The sequence below is a fragment of the Brevundimonas sp. NPDC058933 genome (assembly GCF_049315965.1).
Classification (GTDB): domain Bacteria; phylum Pseudomonadota; class Alphaproteobacteria; order Caulobacterales; family Caulobacteraceae; genus Brevundimonas.
The window spans coordinates 21,999-41,078 of record NZ_JBMOSL010000013.1; the positions used below are offsets into that span (position 1 = coordinate 21,999).

The window sequence follows — 19,080 nt, forward strand, 5'->3', positions numbered from 1 at the left end:
CGCCCCAATCCTATGAGCGCCAGTGTGCAGCCGCCCCCTCCACCATGCTGCGCATGGTCCCCCTCCCCCGTGAACGGGGGAGGATTTACGGCGCGGCTCTTACTTGGGCCGCAGGTCGTTGGTGACGTCGCCCGCCTTGAGCGGCTGGCCGCCGAACTCGGCGGCATAGGCCGGGGCGAGCAGGCCCTGGAAGGCCGAGGCGGGCAGGGTGATGTAGTAGGCGCCCTCGGCGTAGGGGCCGACGGCGTAGGCGTCGAGCAGGAAGGTCAGGCCGCCGGCCTTGCCCGCTGTCGCGCCGGGGGCGAGGACCATGGCCACGTCCTTCAGCCTGGGGCAGGACCAGGTGTCGGCCTTGGTGCTGAGCGGCTGGGCGCCGGGGCGGGCCTTCTTGGCGGTGTTGACGGCGGCGCACAGGCTGCGTTCCAGCGCCGTCGTGTCCGCGCCCTTGGCGAAGAGGTCGGCGGGGGTGATGCGGCGGCGCTCGGTCTTGTCCCACAGCAGGGCCGTGGCCACCGTGTTCGGATGCGCCCCGCCGGAATAGTCGAAGTCCGTGCGCATGGCGCTGAACAGGCGGCCGGTCTGGACCGGATCGCCATAGACGATGGTCTTCTCATACGGGCCCATGGCGCTGTCGCCGCCGGCCTCGGTGCGGTCGGCCTGGGCGCCCTCGGCGTATTTGGCCAGGTCGGCCACTTCCTGACGATAGAGGCTGGCGTAGAGCTCGGGCTGGGTCTTGATCGTTTCGGGCAGGGTCAGGCTGACCTTGGCCCAGGGCGTGGCGCTTTCGTAGGTCAGCGGTCCTTCGGCGGCGACTGCGACGGCGGCCTCGGAGGCTTCGGGCGCCTTCTTCTCATTGCGCTGGCAGGCGGCGAGCGAGGCCGCGACGGCGACGGTGACGAGAAGGATGCGAGCGGTACGCGAGGGGATCATGCCGGACTCCTAAGGCGAGATCAGAAAGCTAGACCGTTGAACGCGATGGCGGCCAGAAGGATCAATCCGGCCTCGCGGTTGGACTTGAACAGGCGCAGGGCCAGGACGCCGTCCTCGGGTCTCAGGGCCTTGACCTGCCAGGCCAGGTGCAGGGCGTAGGCGGCGAGGCCGAGGTAGAAGACGGGGCCGAGACCGGCGGCGAACCCTGCCGCGCCGGCCAGCAGAACGGCCAGGACGTAGAAGACCGCCACCCCCGGCTTGACCTGTGAGCCCAGACGCCGGGCCGAGGATTTCACCCCGGCCATGACGTCGTCCTCGATGTCCTGAAGCGCGTAGATGGTGTCGTAGCCGAGGGTCCAGAAGACGCCGCCGGCGTAGAGCAGCAGGGCCGAAAGGGCGAGGTGGCCCATCTGGTCCAGGCCCTCGGCCATCCAGTAGGCGTCCCCGCTGGCGCGAACCTCCAGCACATAGAGCCAACCCAGCGCGAACAGGCCGCCGGTCGCAGCGGCAAAGCCCAGCAGGGCGCCCCAGTTGAAGGTCAGGCCCAGCCAGGCCTGGGGCCACCAGGTGATGCGCTTCATGAAGGGGTAGGCCGCCACCAGACCCAGCGACAGGGCGCCGAGGATGACCGCTGTCAGGTTCATGGTCAGCAGGATGCACAGGCTGATCAGGCACAGGCCGGCGACGAAGGCCCAGGCCTGCTTGACGCTGATCTGGCCCGCCGGAATGGGGCGCAGGGCGGTGCGGGCCACCTGGGCGTCGAAGTCGCGGTCGACGATGTCATTCACGGCGCAGCCCGCCCCGCGCATCAGCGAGGCGCCGATGGCGAAGCCCGCGATCAGCCACAGCTCATAGCCGCCGAAGGGCCGGTCGTAGTGGTTCAGGGCCAGCATGATCCCCTGCCAGCCGGGCAGCAGCAGCAGCCAGATGCCTATGGGGCGGTCGAAGCGGCCCAGCTTCAGCCACGGCTTCAGCCCCTCGGGGGCGTAGCGGTCCACCCAGTTCTGGCGGGTGGCGTCGGGAAGCGGGGCTGTGCTCATGAGAGGGGTCTTAGACCCTCATGCGGGCGCGGGTGAAGACCTTGCGTCCGATCCGCGTGATGCGAGGACGCTTGCGGGCTGGGGTCAGGCTGCGCTTAGTGTGGGCGCAACTGGAGGGAGCCGCCGATGACTCACGAGCCGATCAAGGGCCCTGCGTCCTATTTCCCCTCCATCGAAAAGAAGTACGGACGGCCCATCGCCGAGTGGAAGGCCGAGGTCCGCGCCCGCTATCCCGCCAAGCACATGGAACTGGTGACCCTGCTCAAGGACGAGCACGACATGGGCCATGGCCATGCCAACGCCATTGTCGCGCATACGCTGGCGGAAGACGGGCTGAAGTAGCCCTCGCCTCGTCGCGAAAAGCCGCCCGGCGGAAGACCTCCAGGCGGCGTCGACCAGCGACCGCTGATGCGCCTCAGAAGGTCTTGCGAAGACGCAGCGAGTAGAAGGTCCTTGGGTCTATGTTGCGGGTCTCGACATAGGCGACGGGGCGGGTCGTGCGGTCGGCATAGGCGATCCGCGTCTGGTGGTATTCGTCCCAGAGGTTGACCTGGGCGCGGATGGCCAGAGTGGGCGAGGGCTTGTACTCGACCCAGCCCTCCAGGAAGTCGCGGCCGCGCCACGAGAACTGGACGTCCGGGTCGTAACTGGTTCGCCCCAGCAGCGGGACCCAGGCGAGGTTCCATTGCAGGTTCCACGACTTGACGTCCTGGGCCAGGACGATGACCGCGTGGGATTTCGGGACGTTGGAGATCGGGCGCGTCCTGCCGCTGGTCGGGTCCGTGACCTCGGTGTGATTCCAGGTGTTGCGCGCGCTGATCCGGCCGCCGCTGAAGCCGAAGCGGTCCAGCGGCGCCTGGATGTTCACGGCCAGCCGGTCCAGCGTGCCGTCGCCGATATTGCCGGTGGCCGACAGGCCGTCCTCCAGCGGGATGACGTCTATGGCGTCGGTGATCTGATCGTGCCGCAGGGTGAGGCTGATGACGCCGTCGCCCCAGAAGCGGCGTTCATAGGCCAGTTCGCTGATCCAGCGTTGTTCGGGCTCCAGGTCGATGTTGCCGCCCAGGACGTTGTCGTTCTGCAACTCGGCCGAGGCGGCGAAGGCGTTGAAGTCCAGTTGGCCCACTTCGCGCTCGAAGCGCACGCGGAACTGGTTGGCGGCGCCGGGCGTCCAGGTCGCCAGCAGGCGCGGCTTGATGAAGGTGAAGGTCTTTTCGCTCTCGGCGTCGCCCGACTGGCTGATGGTTGAACCCTCCAGGCGCAGGCCGCTTTCGACAGAGAAATTGTCGCGTATCCGCCAGGCGCCCTTGCCGAAGAGCTCCCCTCGCGTCTCCTCCACCTTCACCGAGGCTGACGGCAGGGGAACCGGGATCCCGCCGACGCTGAAAGCCTGATCGGTTTCCAGCATGTTGTAGGCGACCTCGCCGCCGGACTCCCATGTCAGATTGGCCGACTGCTCGAAGCGGACCAGACCGCGCAGGATGGTCTCGGAGGCCTTGCTGTCGGAGGCGAAACCCTGCTCCGGGCTGCCGACGCCAGACAGGGTGGTGCGACTGAGCGAAACGCCGTTGTTGTCGCTGAACTCGTGGATGAAGCGCGTCTCGGAGGTCAGGCGACTGCCGAGCGGGCGGGTGAAGACCGCGCCGAACTCGCCGCTGGAGCCCTCCTCCTGATAACGGGATTCGCGCCGCACGGTCGGCGAGGTTTGCAGGGTCAGGTTTTCGTAGTCGTTGACGCCGTAGCGGGCGGTCAGGTCGATGAGCCCGCCCAGGAAGGGGCTGGCGTAGTTCATTCGCAGGCCATGGCCGCCGCTTCTCTGGTCGTTGGAAAACTCTTCGCTGCGCAGCAATACGCCCGCGCCGTCGCGGCGTAAGACGGGGCCGACGCCATTGGAATCGTTGACGTCAAATCCATCGCTCAGCGTGAAGCCCCAGGTGCGGTCGCCGTCCCTGGCGGTAAACTGCCATGTGCCGCCGTAGGTGTCGTTGCCGGCCTCATACAGGACGGCGTTGCCGGTGAAGATCGACTGGCCGCTGGACTGGTCGCGGGTGATGACATTGGCGACGACCGAGAAGCCCTGCATGTCGATGCCAGGGGCGCCGCCGCGAACCAGCTCTATGCGCTCGACCTGTGCGACCAGGGTGCGCGACAGCACGCCAGAGCCGGTATCGTTCTTCGAGGCCGGGCGCGCGCCATTGATCAGGACGTTGCCGACCGAGCCCTGAAAACCCCGGCTGCCATCGCCGTCGACGACGCTGAAGCCCGGGACACGGCTGACCATGTCCAGGGCCGTCACCGGCTGCTGGCTGGCGAAGAAGTCCGGCATAAAGACGAGCACGCCCTGCTGGCCGGCCTCGACCTGTGGCGCGGAAGGCGCCGGCGCAGTCTGCGCCAGCGCCGGGGCGGAGAGCGCCAGCGACAGAGGGGTCAATAGGAGCAGGCGGGCGTCGAGGGTGCGCATCGGAGTCTCTTCAAGGTGGCTGGTAATGTCCGCGGCGATAGAAGAGATTGGCGTTCTGGGAGCGAGGGCGGGGGCCCGATCTTGAACCGATGATTTTCCGATGAACGACCTGTCAGCTCTGCTTCTCAGGCCGATCGACCTGGTGTCCGAACCTTCTTTCGCCCTCGGGTCGGGCGTGGTTCATCCCGCCTCTCTCGAGGTGGTCTGGTCCGATGAAAGCTGCAAACTGGAACCCCGCGTCATGCAGGTTCTGGTCGCGCTCAACCGTGGACGCGGCAGTCCGCTTAGCCGGGAAGAACTGTCCCGGCTCTGCTGGGACGGGCGGGTCGTCGGCGACGACGCCCTGGTGCGATGCATCGGCAGGTTGAGGAAGGTCTTCCAGCGCGATCCCGCTGTGGAGATCGCCAGCATTCCCAAGGTCGGCTATCGGCTGCGACTTCTCTCTGTCGCGTCGGAGACGACCGAAACGACGTCCTCCAAGCTGTCGCCTGGACCCCTTCACCGGCCTCGGCGCTGGCTGCTGGCGAGCGGCGTCGCCGCCATCGCCGCGCTGGGCGTCGGCGCTTTTCTCCTGATGAAACCGCCGGGCGCGCTCGCAACCGAGGCGGTGCGCCCCCTGACCTCGGACCTCGGCGTCGAAACCCATCCCGCTCTTTCGCCGGACGGCCGCATGATCGCCTATGCCGGCGGCGCCGGGTTCGGGACACAGAGAGACATCTTCCTGCGCGGCGTGGCCGACGGCACGCCGATCCGACTGACCCGCACGGCGCAAGACGAAATGGCGCCCGCCTGGTCGCCCGACGGGCGGCGCATCGCCTTCGTGCGCCGCATTCCCGGCGCGCCCTGTGAGATCCTGGTCGCGCCTGCGCCCCAGGGCGAACCGCGTGTCGTGGGGCGTTGCTCGGTGGAAGCCATGACGCGTCTGGCCTGGACCCGGGGCGGCGAAATCCTGCTGTCCGACCGGCCGACGCGCGAGGCCGTACGCCGCATCCGGGCCCTGAGCCCCGACACCGGACGCATGCGCGAGGTCACCGCGCCGCCCGCCACCAGTCTGGGCGACCTCGATCCTGTCGTCACCCATCGCGGCGATCACGTGGTCTTCCGGCGGGCCTTCTCCTACGGCGTCGCTGACCTCTACGCCGCCGAAGTGTCCGGCGCCGGACTGAGGCCGCTGACCCGCGACGGCTGGAAGGCCGTGGGCTACGCCTTCGCCGCAGACGACCGGACCCTGGTCTTCTCCAGCAATCGGGGCGGCGACTCCGGCCTGTGGTCGGTGGACTTCAAGCGGCCGGGGGCGCCCGTTCGCCTGAGTTTGGGCCTGCTCGAGTTCGGCCGCCTGTCCTCCGACAAGACGGGCCTGCTGGCGGCCGAGGCCGGCGATTACCGATCAAACCTGTTCGCCTGGCGCGCCGGGGCAGAACCCGTCGCCCTGACTGACGGCAACACCAGCGACTGGGACCCGGATCTGTCCCGGACGGGGCAGCTGACCTTCGTTTCCGATCAGAACGGCGGGTCGGAAATCTGGAGCAAGGCGCGTGACGGGCAACCCACACGCCTGACCGATCTGAAGGCCAGCAGCGTCTTCTCGCCCCGATGGTCGCCCGATGGCCTGACCATAGCCTTCGTCGCGTCGCGCGACGGCCGCACCGACGTCTATCTGATCAACGCCGGAGGCTCCGGCCTTCGCAACCTCACGTCGGACGGCGCCGTGCGCGACGAACTGGCCTGGGATCGCAACGGCGACCTCCTTGTTCCCACCCTGAGGGAGGGCGGCTGGCGGATCGAACGGATCAATGCTCAGGGGCGGGTCAAGGCGGTCCCGAGCAGCGCCGGAGCCCTGACCGTCAAGAGCGACGGCGTCGACGGGCTGTACGCGGTGAAGAAGGACGATGATCGGCTCTGGCGCCTGGATACGGGCGGCATGGGTCTGACCTCGCCCCTGATCCGCATCGATCCCGAGGCGGCCTGGACGCCGACCGTTGGCGGCGTCTATCACCTGACGGGCGCTCCCGGCGGCGAGGCCGTGCTGCGCCTGACGGCATGGTCTGGCGAAAGTCGCGAGGTGCAGTCCCTGGGAAGCTTTGGCCTGAAGCACAGCCTGGCGGTCTCGCCGACGCAGGACATCGTCGCCGCGAGGGTGGTTCGCGATGAAGCAGACCTGCGGGCCATTCGCCTGACGCGTCGGTGACGCCTGCCGCTTTCTCTTGCGTGGAAACCAGATCAGACAGAGGGCAGGGCGCGGCCGTCGATCCAGGTCTCCGCTGCGTTCAGGTCCTGATCCAGCCTGACCAGGTCGGCGGCGTAGCCGGGCGCGATCCGGCCGCGATCGCGGTCCAGCCCTAGAAAGGCCGCAGGCGCGCTGGAGGCCATCATGACGGCGTCGGGCAGGGCAAGGCCCAGCATGTCGCATGCGTTGCGGACCGCGGCGGCCATGTCGAGGTCGGATCCGGCCAGCACCCCGCGTTCATCCAGGCAGGCCCCGTCCCTGACCGAGATGCGGCGACCCTGAAGATAGAAGTGATCGCCCTCGGCGTTGACGCTGGGCATGGCGTCGGTGACCAGCATGAAGCGGTCGGCCGGCCGGCAACGCAGGGCGAGTTTCAGCACCACCGGATCGACATGGTGGCCGTCGACGATGATCCCGCACCAGGCGCTGGTGTTTTCCAGCGCCGCCCCGACCACGCCGGGGGCGCGGCTCTTTAGCGGCGACATGGCGTTGAAGAGGTGGGTGAAGCCGGTCACGCCCGCGTCCAGCGCCGAACGGATCGTGGGATAGTCGGCGTCCGAATGGCCCGCCGCCACCACGGCGCCGCCCTCGACCAGGGCCGCGATCATGTCGGGCGTGGTCATCTCGGGCGCGAGGGTGATCAGGGTTCGGCCCGTCTTCATCCGCGTCAGCAGGCGCACGGCCTCGCGGTTCAGCACGCGGAACTTGGCGGGGTCGTGGATGCCCTTGCGTGCAACGTTGAGGAAGGGGCCCTCAATGTGGATGCCCAGCACGCCCGGCACGCCGTCACTCATGGCCTGTTCGACGGCGTCGATGGCCCGGTCGATGACCGAAAGGTCGTCGCTGATCAGGGTCGGCAGGAAGCCCGTGGTGCCGAAACGGCGATGGGCGGCGCCGATGCGAGCTATGGTTTCGACCGTGGGGGCGTCATTGAACAGGACGCCGCCGCCGCCGTTGACCTGGGTGTCGATATAGCCCGGGACCAGGCGGTCGCCGTTCAGATCGAGGCCCGCCGCCTCGGGAAAGGTCTCGCGTATCGCGGCCAGTGGTCCGACCGCTGCAATCCTGGCGTCATCGACGACCACGGCGAAATCGTCCTGGAATCCGGCGCCCGTCAGGATCGGTCCGTTGTGCAGCAGGAAGGGCATCAAACCGTCTCGGTCACCTTGTTGAGATAGGGCGGTCGGTCGGGATCGAAGCCGCGAGCCGTCGAAAGCGTCGCGGCCAGACGATAGAAGCTCTGGATCAGCAGGATCGGCTCTACCGCAGGATGGGCGGCCACGGTCGGCAAGGAGACGACGCCCGGCGCGGTGGTGGTTCCGGCGAAGAAGACCTGGGCCCCGCGACGGGCGAAATCGGCCGCCAGATCTTCGGCGTCGTCGCGTGTCGCGTCGGACTGGGGCAGCAGCAGGACGGGGAAGCCGGTCTTGACCAGGGCCATGGGACCGTGGCGGACTTCGGCGGTCGAGAAGGCCTCGGCGTGCAGGCCGCAGGTCTCCTTCAGCTTCAGCGCCGCCTCGCGGGCCACGCCGAAGCCCACGCCGCGCCCCACGACATAGAGGCTTGTCGCCGGGATCAAGGCGGGCAGGGCGGCGGACCAGTCCTGGGCCCAGGCGGCCTCGAGTTGTTGGGGGAGCGGCTTCAGGGCGGCCGAAAGTTCGACGTCGCCGCTCCATTCCGCCACCAGATGAGCGATGGCGCTCAGGCTGGCGATGAAGCTCTTGGTGGCCGCGACCGAAAGTTCTGGGCCAGCGTGCAGGGGAATAGTCAGGTCCGCGACCTGGCTCAGCGGTGAACCTTCGACATTGACCAGGGCGATGACAAAGGCGCCGCCGGCCTTCGCGGCGGCGGCGGCGGCGACCAGGTCGGGGCTCTTGCCCGACTGCGACACGGCCAGACACAGGCCCCCGGGAATGTTCGGGGTTCGGCCATAGACGGAGCTGACGGCGAGCGGCATGGGGCTGGTCAGCACCCCGACCTCGGTCTCGATCAGGTAGCGGGCGCAGACGCCCGCATTGTCGGAACTGCCCCGGCCGCAGATCAGGGCGGCGGTCGGCGGCTGCATGCGCAGGCGCTTGGCGGCGCGGGCGACCACGCCGACGTTGGAGGCCAGCTGGGCGGCGACAATACGGCCCGAAGCGGCGGCTTCGGCGAACATCATCGTGTCTTCGGCACGCATCAGGCAGGTCCGTCGTTCAGTTCTGCGACGAAGTCGTAGGCGTCGCCCCGATAATAGGACTGGGTGACCTCCACCGGCTCGCCGTTATGAAAGGCGCGGCGCTCGATCAGCAGGCCCGGCGCGCCGGGCGCAATGCCCAGGAGCTGGCATTGTTCGGTGTTGAACAATACTGCGCGAAGGCGTTGCAGCGCGCGGTTGGGCCGGTGGCCGCTGACGGCCAGCGCCTGGTAGAGCGAGGTGGTCACCGCCTCGACGCCCGACAGGCAGGAGGCCGGCACCGTCGAATATTCCAGCGCCATCGGCGCTCCGTCGGCATAGCGGATGCGGTGGAAACGATAGACCGGCGCGCCGGGGCTGAGCCCAAGGGTCAGGGATTCCTCGGGCGTGACGGTCCCCTCGCTACGGCTCAGCCAGGAACTGGTGGCCTTGCGTCCGCGCGCCGCCATGTCCTCGGAAAATGAGGTCAGCTTGGAAAAGCTCTTCTCGACGCGGGCGGCGACGAAGGTGCCTGCCCCCTGGCGACGGGTCAGCAGGCCTTCAGCCACCAGACCGTCGAAGGCCTTTCGAATCGTGATGCGCGAGACCGACAGTTCATGGGCCAGATCCCGTTCGGGCGGCAGGGCGTCGTCGGGCTTCAGCGCGCGTCGCTCGATGGCCTGCCGCACGGCCTGCTGCAGCTGTTGATACAGCGGTGCGGGACGTTGGGCGTCCAGCGATCCGATGGCTTCAAGAAACGGCATGACGTCCTCCCCCCGAGTGCATCCCCGATGGCTCATCTGACCTCATGTTATGCAACCAATCAAGGACCAATAAGAAGAAAGTTTAGGCCCAATGTGAAATTTGGTCTTGCAGGATGCGACGCTTTGGTGAAACTCTGCCTCCAATTCCCATGTTCTCTCGATCAAAGCGAAAGAGAGTTGGGCCGAATTGGTCTTGAATTGGGTAGGTCGGACCTGCGGGGGCAGGTCTCTGGAGGGGAGTCCAGCGCTATGAATATCCGTCACGCCCTGCTTGCCGGCTCTGTCAGCGCCCTGGCGCTGATCGCCGGCGCCGCCGCCGCCCAGGACGCCGGCCCGGTCACGACTGTGGACGAGGTCGTCGTCACCGGCATCCGGGCTTCGCTGCAGCAGTCCATCACGACCAAGCGTAACGCCAACGCCATCGTCGATGTCGTCACCGCCGAGGACGTGGGCAAGTTTCCCAGTTCAAACGTGGCCGAAGCCATCACCGTCATCCCGGGCGTCACCGTCGACCGCGCCTTCGGTCAGGGTGAAAAAGTCTCGATCCTGGGCACCGACCCGGCGTTGAACCGGACGCTGCTGAATGGTCAGACGGTCGCCTCTGCCGACTGGTTCATCCTCGATCAGCCTGGACGGACCTTCAACTACGCTCTGCTGGCCCCGCAGATCGTCGGCAAGGTCGAGGTCTACAAGTCGCCCGAAGCCCGGATTGACGAGGGAAGCATCGGCGGCACCGTGGATGTCTCGACCCGCCGTCCGCTGGACCTGGGCCAGTATACCCTGTCGGGCGCCGTGACCTACCTCTACAATGACCGATCCGAGAGCGGCGACGCGCAGTTGTCTGTCCTCGGCGGCTGGCGCAACGAGGATCGCACCTTCGGCGTTCTGGTTTCGGCCCAACGCGCCAGCGACGAACTGCGGCGCGACGGGCTGGAGGCCTATGGCACCATTCCAGCCAGCTACTACGCCGGCGGCAATGCCGAGAACCCAGGCGGCAATTCGATCGCCAACGGCAACTGTGTCGGGGCTTGCGCCACGACCCTGACGGCCAATCCCAACGCCAAGGGGCTGAACTCCTTCGGCACTCACTTCTTCGAACAGCAGCGCGAGCGCAACAGCTACACCGTCGCCTTGCAATACCGTCCCAACGACAGCCTGGACCTGAACTTCGACTGGCTGCGCATCGACGCCACCTACGACAACATCAACCAGGCGCTGTTCGCCTTCCAGGGCAATACCTGGAACAGCCTGGGCGCCCTGACCGACATCCAGGTCGACGATGACGTCATCACCAGGGCCTCGTTCAAGAACGCTCTCAGCGTGCTGGATATCCAGTATCGCGAGGCGGCCATGACCTCGGACAGCTACCACCTCGACGGCAAGTACACAGGAAACGGGTGGGACCTGTCGGGCGACCTTGGCTACACCAAGGCCGACGGCGGCACTCAGCGTCAGCTGTTTGGCGAGTTCCTGAACTGGGCTGACTACACGGTCGATTTCACCGGCGCGCCGGGCTCGCCGGGCGTGCTGAGCTACGCCAACGGCAATGTCCTGAACGACGCCTCGAAATTCTCGTTCGACGGCGGCTGGGGCGGGGGCGATCCTTCGGTGGGGCCGACTGGCTATAACGCCGGCTGGGGCGGCAATATCGTTTCCAAGCCCACCATGGACGAGGAGACCTACGCCCAGGCCGACCTCGGCTTCGACCGCGATGGTTTCTTCAGCCGGTTCCAGTTCGGCTACAAATACCGCAAGCACGAGACCGACCAGAAGATGTCGGGCGTGACGGTCCAGATCTACGGCGCGCCTGACAGCGCCTCGATGTTCAACCCCAGCCCGGTGCCGGACAATTATCTGGACGGCTTCGACGGCGCCAACGACCAGATGAAGACCCGTTTCCGCATCGATGGCGCGGCGCTGGCCGACTATATCGAGAACGGCGAATATCTGCGGCCGTGGCAGGCCAAGCCGGTGCCGACCATCTTCGGCAACGCCGAGTTCACGGCCCAGAACTGGAATGTCCAGGAGACGATCAACGCTCTTTATGGCCAGACGAATTTCGAGAACGACCGGGTCCGGGGCAATATCGGCCTTCGCTATGTCCGCACCGAGTCCGAAAGCGGCGGCTATATCTGCATAAACCAGACGGCGAGCGGTTGCGGCACGACGGCCGCCGACTGGGAGTGGAACGTCCGGAGCAAGGAATACGACGACTTCCTGCCCAGCCTGAACCTCGCCATCAACGCCACGGACGACGTCATCATCCGTCTGGCGGCGGCCAAGGTCATCGCCCGTCCCAACTATGCGGACATGTCCAACTACTTCTGGCTGTCGGATCAGATCCTGACCGGCGGCGGGGGCAATCCCGACCTGGACCCCTACAAGTCGACCAATCTGAACGCGGCGGCCGAATGGTATTTCGCGCCGGACGCCATCCTGTCGGGAGAGGTCTTCTACAAGAAGATCGACAACTACATCCTGCAGGCGACCGCGCCGGAAACCCATTTCAACCAGGCCCAGAACAAGCCCACCACCTATCAGATCAGCCGTCCGACCAACGCCGGATCGGCCGAATTGAAGGGGCTGTCTGTCGCCTATCAGCAAACCTACGCCTACGGCCTTGGCCTGCTGGCCAACTACACCCTGGTCGATGGCAGCGCGGACAACGGCAGCGACCTGCCGTTCAACTCCAGGCATCAGGTCAACGTCAGCCCCTTCTTCGAGTCGGGTCCCTTCTCGGTTCGGGCGACCTACACCTGGCGGTCGAAGTACTTCACCGGCCTGGATCGTGGGGACCAGATGTACGTCCGCGCCTTTACCGGCCTGGACGCTACAGCCAGCTACGCCTTCAACGATCGGGTCAGCTTCACGGTGTCGGGCCAGAACCTGTTGGACAGCGAATACTACGCCTACGCCAACACGGTCAGCCTGCCCCGCGGCGTCTATCGTACGGGTCGCAAGCTGATGGCGACGCTGAGCGTCGACTTCTAGGACGCCGGGTTCGGAGGACGGCGTTCGTCGTCCTCTGTTCCGCCTATCGCCAAGGCCTTCTCCTGAGGCCAGACTGGCGCGGGGCGTTCACGTCCCGCGCGCTTTTTTGATGCGAGACTGCGTATGATTCAGGTCGTTCGATCGGCGAAGATGTTCGCTCCGATGCTGACGCTTGTGCTGGCCATGACGGCGGCTTCGGCCGGGATGGCCGAGGCGCAGGCGGCGTCTGTGATCCCGCGACCCGTGTCGGCGACCCCGGCCGAGGGCGTCTTCGTTCTCAATGAGGGCACGGTCCTGATTGCGCCGCCGGGCGACGCGGAAGCCATGCGTGCGGCGACGCATTTCGCCGACCTGATGCAGCGCACGCGCGGCCTGACCCTGACGGTTCGCGAGGGGGAGGCTGCGCCCGGCGCCGTCGTCTTTCGTCGTGAAACGGGGGCCGCGGCTGACGCCTATCGACTCGATGTAACCTCGCGTGGCGCGGCCATCGCCGCCAGCGATTTCGGCGGGCTCTTCTATGGCGCGATCAGCCTGTGGCAACTGGCCACCGCCGAGGCGGGGCAGGGCGCGGCGACCATTCCCGCCGTCGCCATCGCCGACGCGCCCCGCTTCGGCTGGCGCGGGGTCATGCTGGACTCCGCCCGCCACTATCAGTCGCCGGCCTTCATCAAGGGCTTCATCGACTGGATGGCCCTGCACAAGCTCAACGTCTTCCACTGGCACCTGACCGACGACCAGGCCTGGCGGCTTGAAATCAAGGCCTATCCCAGACTGACGGAGGTCGGCGGCTGGCGCGTCCATGCGGGGGCGGCGGCGCAGAAGGACATCGACCCGGCGACGGGGCGTCCGCGTCTCTACGGCGGCGTCTATACCCAGGATCAGGTTCGGGACATCGTCGCCTACGCCGCTGCCCGCAACATCGTCGTGGTGCCGGAGGTCGACGTGCCGGGGCACGCCAGCGCGGCGGTCGCGGCCTATCCCGAACTGGGGGTGACGGATGCGCCGGGCGCCGCCGTGCCGGCCGTGCCCGCCGACTGGGGCGTCTATCCGACCCTGTTCAACGTCGAGGAGCCGACCCTGGTCTTCCTCGAGAACGTCATGGACGAGGTCGTCGATCTCTTCCCCGGCGAGTACGTCCACATCGGCGGCGACGAGGCGGTCAAGGATCAGTGGAAGGCCTCGGCCCGCGTCCAGCAGCGGATGCGCGAACTGGGCCTGGCCGACGAAGAGAAGCTGCAGTCCTGGTTCGTCGCCCGTCTGGAGAAGCGGCTGAACGACCATGGCCGTCGCATGATCGGCTGGGATGAAATCCTGGAAGGCGGCATCAATCCCAACGCCAGCGTCATGTCATGGCGCGGCGTGGAGGGCGCCATAGAGGCGGCGCGGCTGGGTCACGACACGGTCATGTCGCCCGCGCCCGTCCTCTATTTCGACAACCGCCAGAGCGCTGACGACGGGGTGCCCGGACGCGGCTTCACCTCGACCCTGCGCGATGTCTACAGCTTCGATCCCACCCCGGATGTCCTGACGCCGGATCAGGCGCGGCGCGTCCTGGGGGTCCAGGGCAACCTCTTCACCGAGCACATGAGGACCGAGGAGCGGGTCGAGTACCAGGCCTTTCCACGCATCTCGGCCTTGGCCGAAATGGCCTGGACCCCGCATGAGCGGATGGACTTCGCCGACTTCCGGACGCGTCTTGAGCCGCAACTGGCGCGCTATCGCACGCTGGGCGTCGACTATGCGACCAGCGGCCTGACCGAAACGCCGGCCCCGACACCGCCGGACGGCCAGAAGCGCTACGACCATCAGATGAAACTGTGCAGCGCGGCCTTGCCGCTGTCGCTGATCGACGACGCGCCGCTGGACGGCGAACGTGCGGCGCTGCTGATGGATATCCTCAACCCCTGCTGGATCTATCAGGCGGCCGACCTCAGCCAGGGCGTGCGCCTTGAGGCGGCCGTGGGTCAGGTCCCCTTCAACTTCCAGATCGGCGCCGATCGCGAGAAGATCCGTCTGGGAACCCCCCGCACGCCTGAGGGCGAATTGGAGGTGCGCATCGACGGATGCGAGGGCGAGCCGGTCCTGGTCATTCCTTTGGCCGAGGCCGCGGGCGACGACGGGATCACCACCCTTTCCGGCCGTCTGCCTCCCCGCGCGGGTCGACATGACCTCTGTCTGCGATTCACCCAGAAGACCCTCGATCCGATGTGGGGCGTCGACTGGGTGCGCCTGTCCGATCCGATGCAGGCGGGAGGCGACAAGTGACCTCCGAACTGATTGTTCACGCGCCGGTCGACGGCTGGGTCTGTTCGCTGGACGCGGTGCCTGACGCCGCCTTCGCCGGACGCATGGTCGGCGAGGGCCTGGCCATCGACCCCGCCGGGGTGACGGTCCGCGCACCGTTCGACGGCGTGGTGTCGAGCCTGGCCCGCACCAAACACGCGGTAAGCATTCGCGCAGACGCGGGGCCGGAAATCCTGATCCATCTGGGGCTGGAAACCGTGTCTCTCGACGGCATGGGCTTTACCGCCCATGTCGCCTCAGGGACGCGCGTCAAGACCGGCGACTTGCTGCTGACGCTGGACCTCGAAGTCCTGGCGGCGGGGGCCAGGAGCTTGATCTCGCCCATCCTTCTGACCGGTGAAGGCGAAGTCCGTCTGTTGCCGCTGAACCGACTAATCGCAGCGGGCGAGCCGATCATGGCGGTGTGTCCGATCAGGGTCGCCGCGTCCTCAACCCGCGAGGCGGCGCCGACGCTGACCCGGACGGTGCGCGCGCCCCTGCCTCATGGCCTGCACGCTCGCCCGGCGGCGCGGATCGCCGCCAGCGCCAAGGGTTTTGACGCCCGCGTGCGGCTGATCCTCGGCGACCGCAGCGCCGACGCGGCCAGCCTGACGGCCATGATGACCCTGGGACTGAAGGATGGGGATGAGCTGATCCTGAGCGCCAGCGGCCCGCAGGCCGAGCCGGCGTTAGAGGCGATCCACGCCCTGATCGCTTCCGGGCTCGGCGAAGGCGGCGCCCACGCGGGGCCCGCCGAAGCGCCGACCACGGCGCCCGCTGGTCCCGCCGCGGGGGAAGAAGGCGAACTGATCTTCTCGGGCGTCATGGCGGCGCCGGGTCTGGTCATCGGCCGCGCCGTTCGACTGCGCCTGGCCGAGATCGACGCGCCCGAGCACGGACGCGGCGTCGGGCGGGAACAGGCCGCCTTGCACCAGGCCTTGAGCGCCGTGCGCGCCCGGATCGAGGCTTCGGTCGCGTCCGGCGGCGCCCATCGTCGCGCCATCCTGGCCGCCCATCTGGCCTTTCTCGACGATCCCGGCCTGATCGCCACGGCGCAGGAGGCCATTGAGGCGGGCCGCAGCGCCGGCTTCGCCTGGCGTATGGCGACGCAAGGGGGCGTGGCCCTTTTCCGTTCGCTGGGCGACGCCCGCACCGCCGAGCGCGCCGACGACCTGATGGATCTTGAGCGCCAGGTTCTGGTCGAACTGTCGGGGGAGGCCGCGCCCGCGCCAGTGGTGCTGGGGGCCGGGTCGGTCATTCTGGCCGACGACCTCCTGCCGTCGCAGTTGATCGCGCTGGATGCGGTCAAGGTGGCGGGTATTTGCACCGCGCGGGGCGGGCCGACTTCGCACGTCGCCATACTGGCCGCGGCCATGGGCGTGCCGGCCCTGGTCGCCGTGGGGCCGGGTCTGGATCGGGTTGAGGACGGAGCCCTGGTGGTGCTGGACGCCGACGGGCGACGGCTGGTCGCCAGTCCCTCCGCCTCGCGTCAGGCTTGCGCCCAGAGCGCCGCCGCCGCTCGTAATCGCCGCCGCGTCGAGGCCCGCGCCCTGGCCGCCGAGGATTGCCGCACGGCCGACGGAGTCCGCATCGAGGTCTTCGCCAACCTGGGCGACGTGGCCGAGGCTGCAGCCGCCGTGGCCGGGGGCGCCGAGGGCTGCGGGCTGCTGCGTACCGAATTCCTCTTCCTCGAACGCCAGAGCGCCCCGACCGAGGATGAGCAACTGGCCCAGTATCAGGCCATCGCCGACGCCCTGGACGGGCGGCCGCTGGTCATCCGCACGCTGGATGCGGGCGGCGACAAGCCCTTGCCCTATCTGCCCATGCCGCATGAGGACAATCCGGCTCTGGGCTTGCGCGGGGTGCGCGCCAGCCTGCACCGACCCGACCTGCTTCTGATCCAGCTGCGCGCCATCTGCCGGGTGCGCTCCAGCGGGACCGTCGCCGTGATGTTGCCGATGATCGCCTCGGCGTCTGAGGTGCGTCAGGTCCGCGCCCTGCTGGACATCGCCGCCTCCGATAGCGGCGGAACGGCGCCCCTGCTGGGGGTGATGATCGAGACCCCGGCGGCGGCCATGACGGCTGACCTGTTGGCGCCCCACATCGATTTCGTCTCGGTGGGCACCAATGATCTGACCCAGTATGCGCTGGCCATGGATCGCCAGAACGCCCAACTGGCGTCCCAGTTGGACAGCCTCCATCCCGCAGTTCTGCGCCTGATCGCCCAGGCGGCGGCCGGGGCCGCCGGCGCACGCTGGATCGGGGTGTGCGGCGGTCTGGCCTCGGATGTCGTGGCCGCACCCATCCTGATCGGTCTCGGCGTCACCGAGCTGTCTACGGCGCCGTCGATGGTGGCGGAGATCAAGGCGGCGGTGCGTGGCCTGACCCTGACCGACTGTCGCGCCCTGGCGGGCGAGGCTCTTGCGCTGGACAGCGCCGAGGCCGTGCGCGCCTTGGCGGACATGCGTCTGGCCGCCCTTCATAAATCCCATGTCGTCGGAGCGGTCGCATGAAGATCGGACTGTCCAGCCTGCAGCCGCTCGGCCGCGCGCTGATGCTGCCCATCGCCGTCCTGCCGATCGCGGGGCTGTTGCTGCGTCTGGGACAGCCGGATTTGCTCGACGTCGCCTTCATCTCGGCGGCGGGTCAGGCGGTGTTCGCCAACCTCGGCCTGCTGTTCGCGGTCGGCGTGGCGGTGGGGCTGGCCAGGGACAATAACGGCGCCGCCGGGCTGGCGGGCGTGGTCTGTTTCCTGATCTCGGTCGAGGCCTCCAAGGTGCTGCTGGCCGTCCCGCCCGAGGTGGTCGCGGGACTCAGCGGCGAGGCGGTCGGTGCAGCGTCAAAGGTGTTCAAGGATCAGGCCCTGTCGCGGCTGGGCGTGCCCATCGGCATCGTCGCCGGCCTGATCGCCGGGGCCTGCTACAACCGCTTCTCGACGTTGAAGCTGCCAGACTACCTGGCCTTCTTCGCCGGGCGCCGCTTCGTGCCGATCGTGGCGGGGGTGGCGGGGCTGGTCGTGGCCGCCGCCGTGGGACTGACGTTCGCGAGCATCGACCACGCCATCGACGTCTTCAGCCGCGCCGTCGTCGGCTCGGGCGAGTTGGGCCTGTTCGTCTATGGCGTGCTGAACCGACTGCTGATCGTCACCGGCCTGCACCATATCCTGAACAATGTCGCCTGGTTCATCGTCGGCGACTTCAACGGCGCGACGGGCGATCTGAACCGTTTCTTCGCCGGCGACCCCAGCGCGGGGGTCTTCATGAGCGGCTTCTTCCCCGTCATGATGTTCGGCCTGCCCGCCGCCTGCCTGGCCATGTATCACGCCGCTCGGCCGGATCGCCGCAAGGAGGTCGGCGGGATGCTCTTCTCCCTGGCCCTGACCGCCTTCCTGACCGGGGTGACCGAGCCGATCGAGTTCACCTTCATGTTCCTGGCGCCCGTCCTTTACGCCATTCACGCCGTGCTGACCGGCGTTTCGATGGTGGTGATGGATCTGTTGGGATCGCGGCTGGGCTTCACCTTCTCAGCGGGCCTGTTCGACTATGTGCTGAACTTCGGCAGATCGACCCGGCCATGGTTGCTGCTGCCGGTCGGTCTGATCTACGGCGGTCTCTACTACGGCCTGTTCCGCGTCGCGATCTCGGTCCTGAACCTGAAGACGCCGGGACGTGAAGATCAACCGGCCGCTGCTACGCCGACCCTAGATGTCGCAGGGGACCGAGCCGGCGGCTTCGTCGCGGCGCTGGGCGGAGCGGGCAACCTGAAGACCGTCGCGGCCTGCACCACGCGGCTGCGCCTGGAAATCCGTTCGCGGGAGGCGATTGACGAGGCGGCCTTGAAGCGGCTGGGCGCGCGGGGCGTCATCGCGCCTGGCCCCAACCAGTTGCAGGTCGTGCTGGGACCGATCGCCGACGCCGTGGCCGATGAAATCCGGCGCCGGATCGCCGCTCCCGGCGCACAGCCGGCGGCAGCCGTCGGCGGACATGAGCGCCACCCGACCCTGTCGCGCCCGCTGGCTGAGGCCTTGGGCGGTCCGGACAACGTCGCCGAGGTCAGCGCCAGGGCGGGGCGACTGTGCGTTCGACTGGCTTCATCCGATCCGATTGATCTGGCGGCCTTGCGGACCCTGGCCCCTCGCGGCTTCGTCCGTACCGGTGATCGCACCCTGCAGCTGCTGGGCTTCTAGCGCCGCACCCTGAACCTGGCGTAGCGCCGGGCGTCATGAGCGT

General features: G+C 67.8%; 12 protein-coding genes. 6 read left to right on the forward strand and 6 right to left on the reverse strand.

Features of this window, described 5'->3' with window-relative positions; all coding sequences use genetic code 11:
* Positions 1–99: 99 nt before the first annotated feature.
* Positions 100–930, reverse strand: a complete 831-nt coding sequence (locus ACOZBP_RS15665; protein ID WP_422677254.1) for an RsiV family protein — start codon at positions 928–930, stop codon at positions 100–102.
* Between the two features lie 20 nt (positions 931–950).
* Positions 951–1,970 carry a UbiA family prenyltransferase gene (locus ACOZBP_RS15670; protein ID WP_422677255.1) on the reverse strand — a complete coding sequence of 340 codons (1,020 nt, stop codon included), beginning with the start codon at positions 1,968–1,970 and terminating at the stop codon, positions 951–953.
* Positions 1,971–2,096: 126 nt separating this feature from the next.
* Here ACOZBP_RS15670 and ACOZBP_RS15675 point away from each other — a divergent pair, with 126 nt between their 5' ends.
* On the forward strand, positions 2,097–2,312 hold the full coding sequence (locus tag ACOZBP_RS15675; protein ID WP_422677256.1) for a DUF4287 domain-containing protein: 216 nt from the start codon (positions 2,097–2,099) through the stop codon (positions 2,310–2,312).
* 73 nt (positions 2,313–2,385) lie between these two features.
* Here the strand turns inward: ACOZBP_RS15675 and ACOZBP_RS15680 are convergent, their stop codons facing one another.
* Positions 2,386–4,431, reverse strand: a complete 2,046-nt coding sequence (locus ACOZBP_RS15680; RefSeq protein ID WP_422677257.1) for a TonB-dependent receptor plug domain-containing protein — start codon at positions 4,429–4,431, stop codon at positions 2,386–2,388.
* A gap of 100 nt (positions 4,432–4,531) precedes the next feature.
* Here ACOZBP_RS15680 and ACOZBP_RS15685 point away from each other — a divergent pair, with 100 nt between their 5' ends.
* Positions 4,532–6,619 (forward strand): winged helix-turn-helix domain-containing protein, encoded by a 2,088-nt coding sequence (locus tag ACOZBP_RS15685; protein ID WP_422677258.1) that lies wholly within the window; start codon positions 4,532–4,534, stop codon positions 6,617–6,619.
* A gap of 32 nt (positions 6,620–6,651) precedes the next feature.
* Here ACOZBP_RS15685 and nagA read toward each other — a convergent pair whose 3' ends face one another.
* From nagA to ACOZBP_RS15700, 3 genes are read right to left on the reverse strand one after another with little or no spacing between them, the layout of a single operon-like run.
* Positions 6,652–7,806 carry an N-acetylglucosamine-6-phosphate deacetylase gene (gene nagA / locus ACOZBP_RS15690; RefSeq protein WP_422677259.1) on the reverse strand — a complete coding sequence of 385 codons (1,155 nt, stop codon included), beginning with the start codon at positions 7,804–7,806 and terminating at the stop codon, positions 6,652–6,654.
* The gene (locus ACOZBP_RS15695; protein WP_422677260.1) at positions 7,806–8,837 is read right to left on the reverse strand and encodes an SIS domain-containing protein; all 1,032 of its coding nucleotides are present in this window, start codon (positions 8,835–8,837) and stop codon (positions 7,806–7,808) included. The genes nagA and ACOZBP_RS15695 overlap by 1 nt, the downstream gene beginning before the upstream one ends.
* A complete protein-coding gene (locus ACOZBP_RS15700) occupies positions 8,837–9,577 on the reverse strand; it encodes a GntR family transcriptional regulator (protein WP_422677261.1) in 741 nt (246 codons plus the stop codon). Before ACOZBP_RS15700 ends, ACOZBP_RS15695 begins: the two co-directional genes overlap by 1 nt.
* A gap of 249 nt (positions 9,578–9,826) precedes the next feature.
* On the opposite strand from ACOZBP_RS15700, the gene ACOZBP_RS15705 reads away from it, so the two are divergent.
* From ACOZBP_RS15705 to nagE, 4 genes are all read left to right on the forward strand, one after another.
* Positions 9,827–12,568: a TonB-dependent receptor gene (locus tag ACOZBP_RS15705; protein WP_422677262.1), complete on the forward strand. Its 2,742-nt coding sequence runs from the start codon at positions 9,827–9,829 to the stop codon at positions 12,566–12,568.
* A 162-nt stretch (positions 12,569–12,730) separates the two neighbouring features.
* Positions 12,731–14,833: a family 20 glycosylhydrolase gene (locus tag ACOZBP_RS15710; protein WP_422677263.1), complete on the forward strand. Its 2,103-nt coding sequence runs from the start codon at positions 12,731–12,733 to the stop codon at positions 14,831–14,833.
* Positions 14,830–17,364 carry a phosphoenolpyruvate--protein phosphotransferase gene (gene ptsP / locus ACOZBP_RS15715; protein WP_422677264.1) on the forward strand — a complete coding sequence of 845 codons (2,535 nt, stop codon included), beginning with the start codon at positions 14,830–14,832 and terminating at the stop codon, positions 17,362–17,364. The genes ACOZBP_RS15710 and ptsP overlap by 4 nt, the downstream gene beginning before the upstream one ends.
* Positions 17,361–19,037, forward strand: a complete 1,677-nt coding sequence (nagE, locus tag ACOZBP_RS15720; protein ID WP_422677265.1) for an N-acetylglucosamine-specific PTS transporter subunit IIBC — start codon at positions 17,361–17,363, stop codon at positions 19,035–19,037. Before ptsP ends, nagE begins: the two co-directional genes overlap by 4 nt.
* Positions 19,038–19,080: the final 43 nt, after the last annotated feature.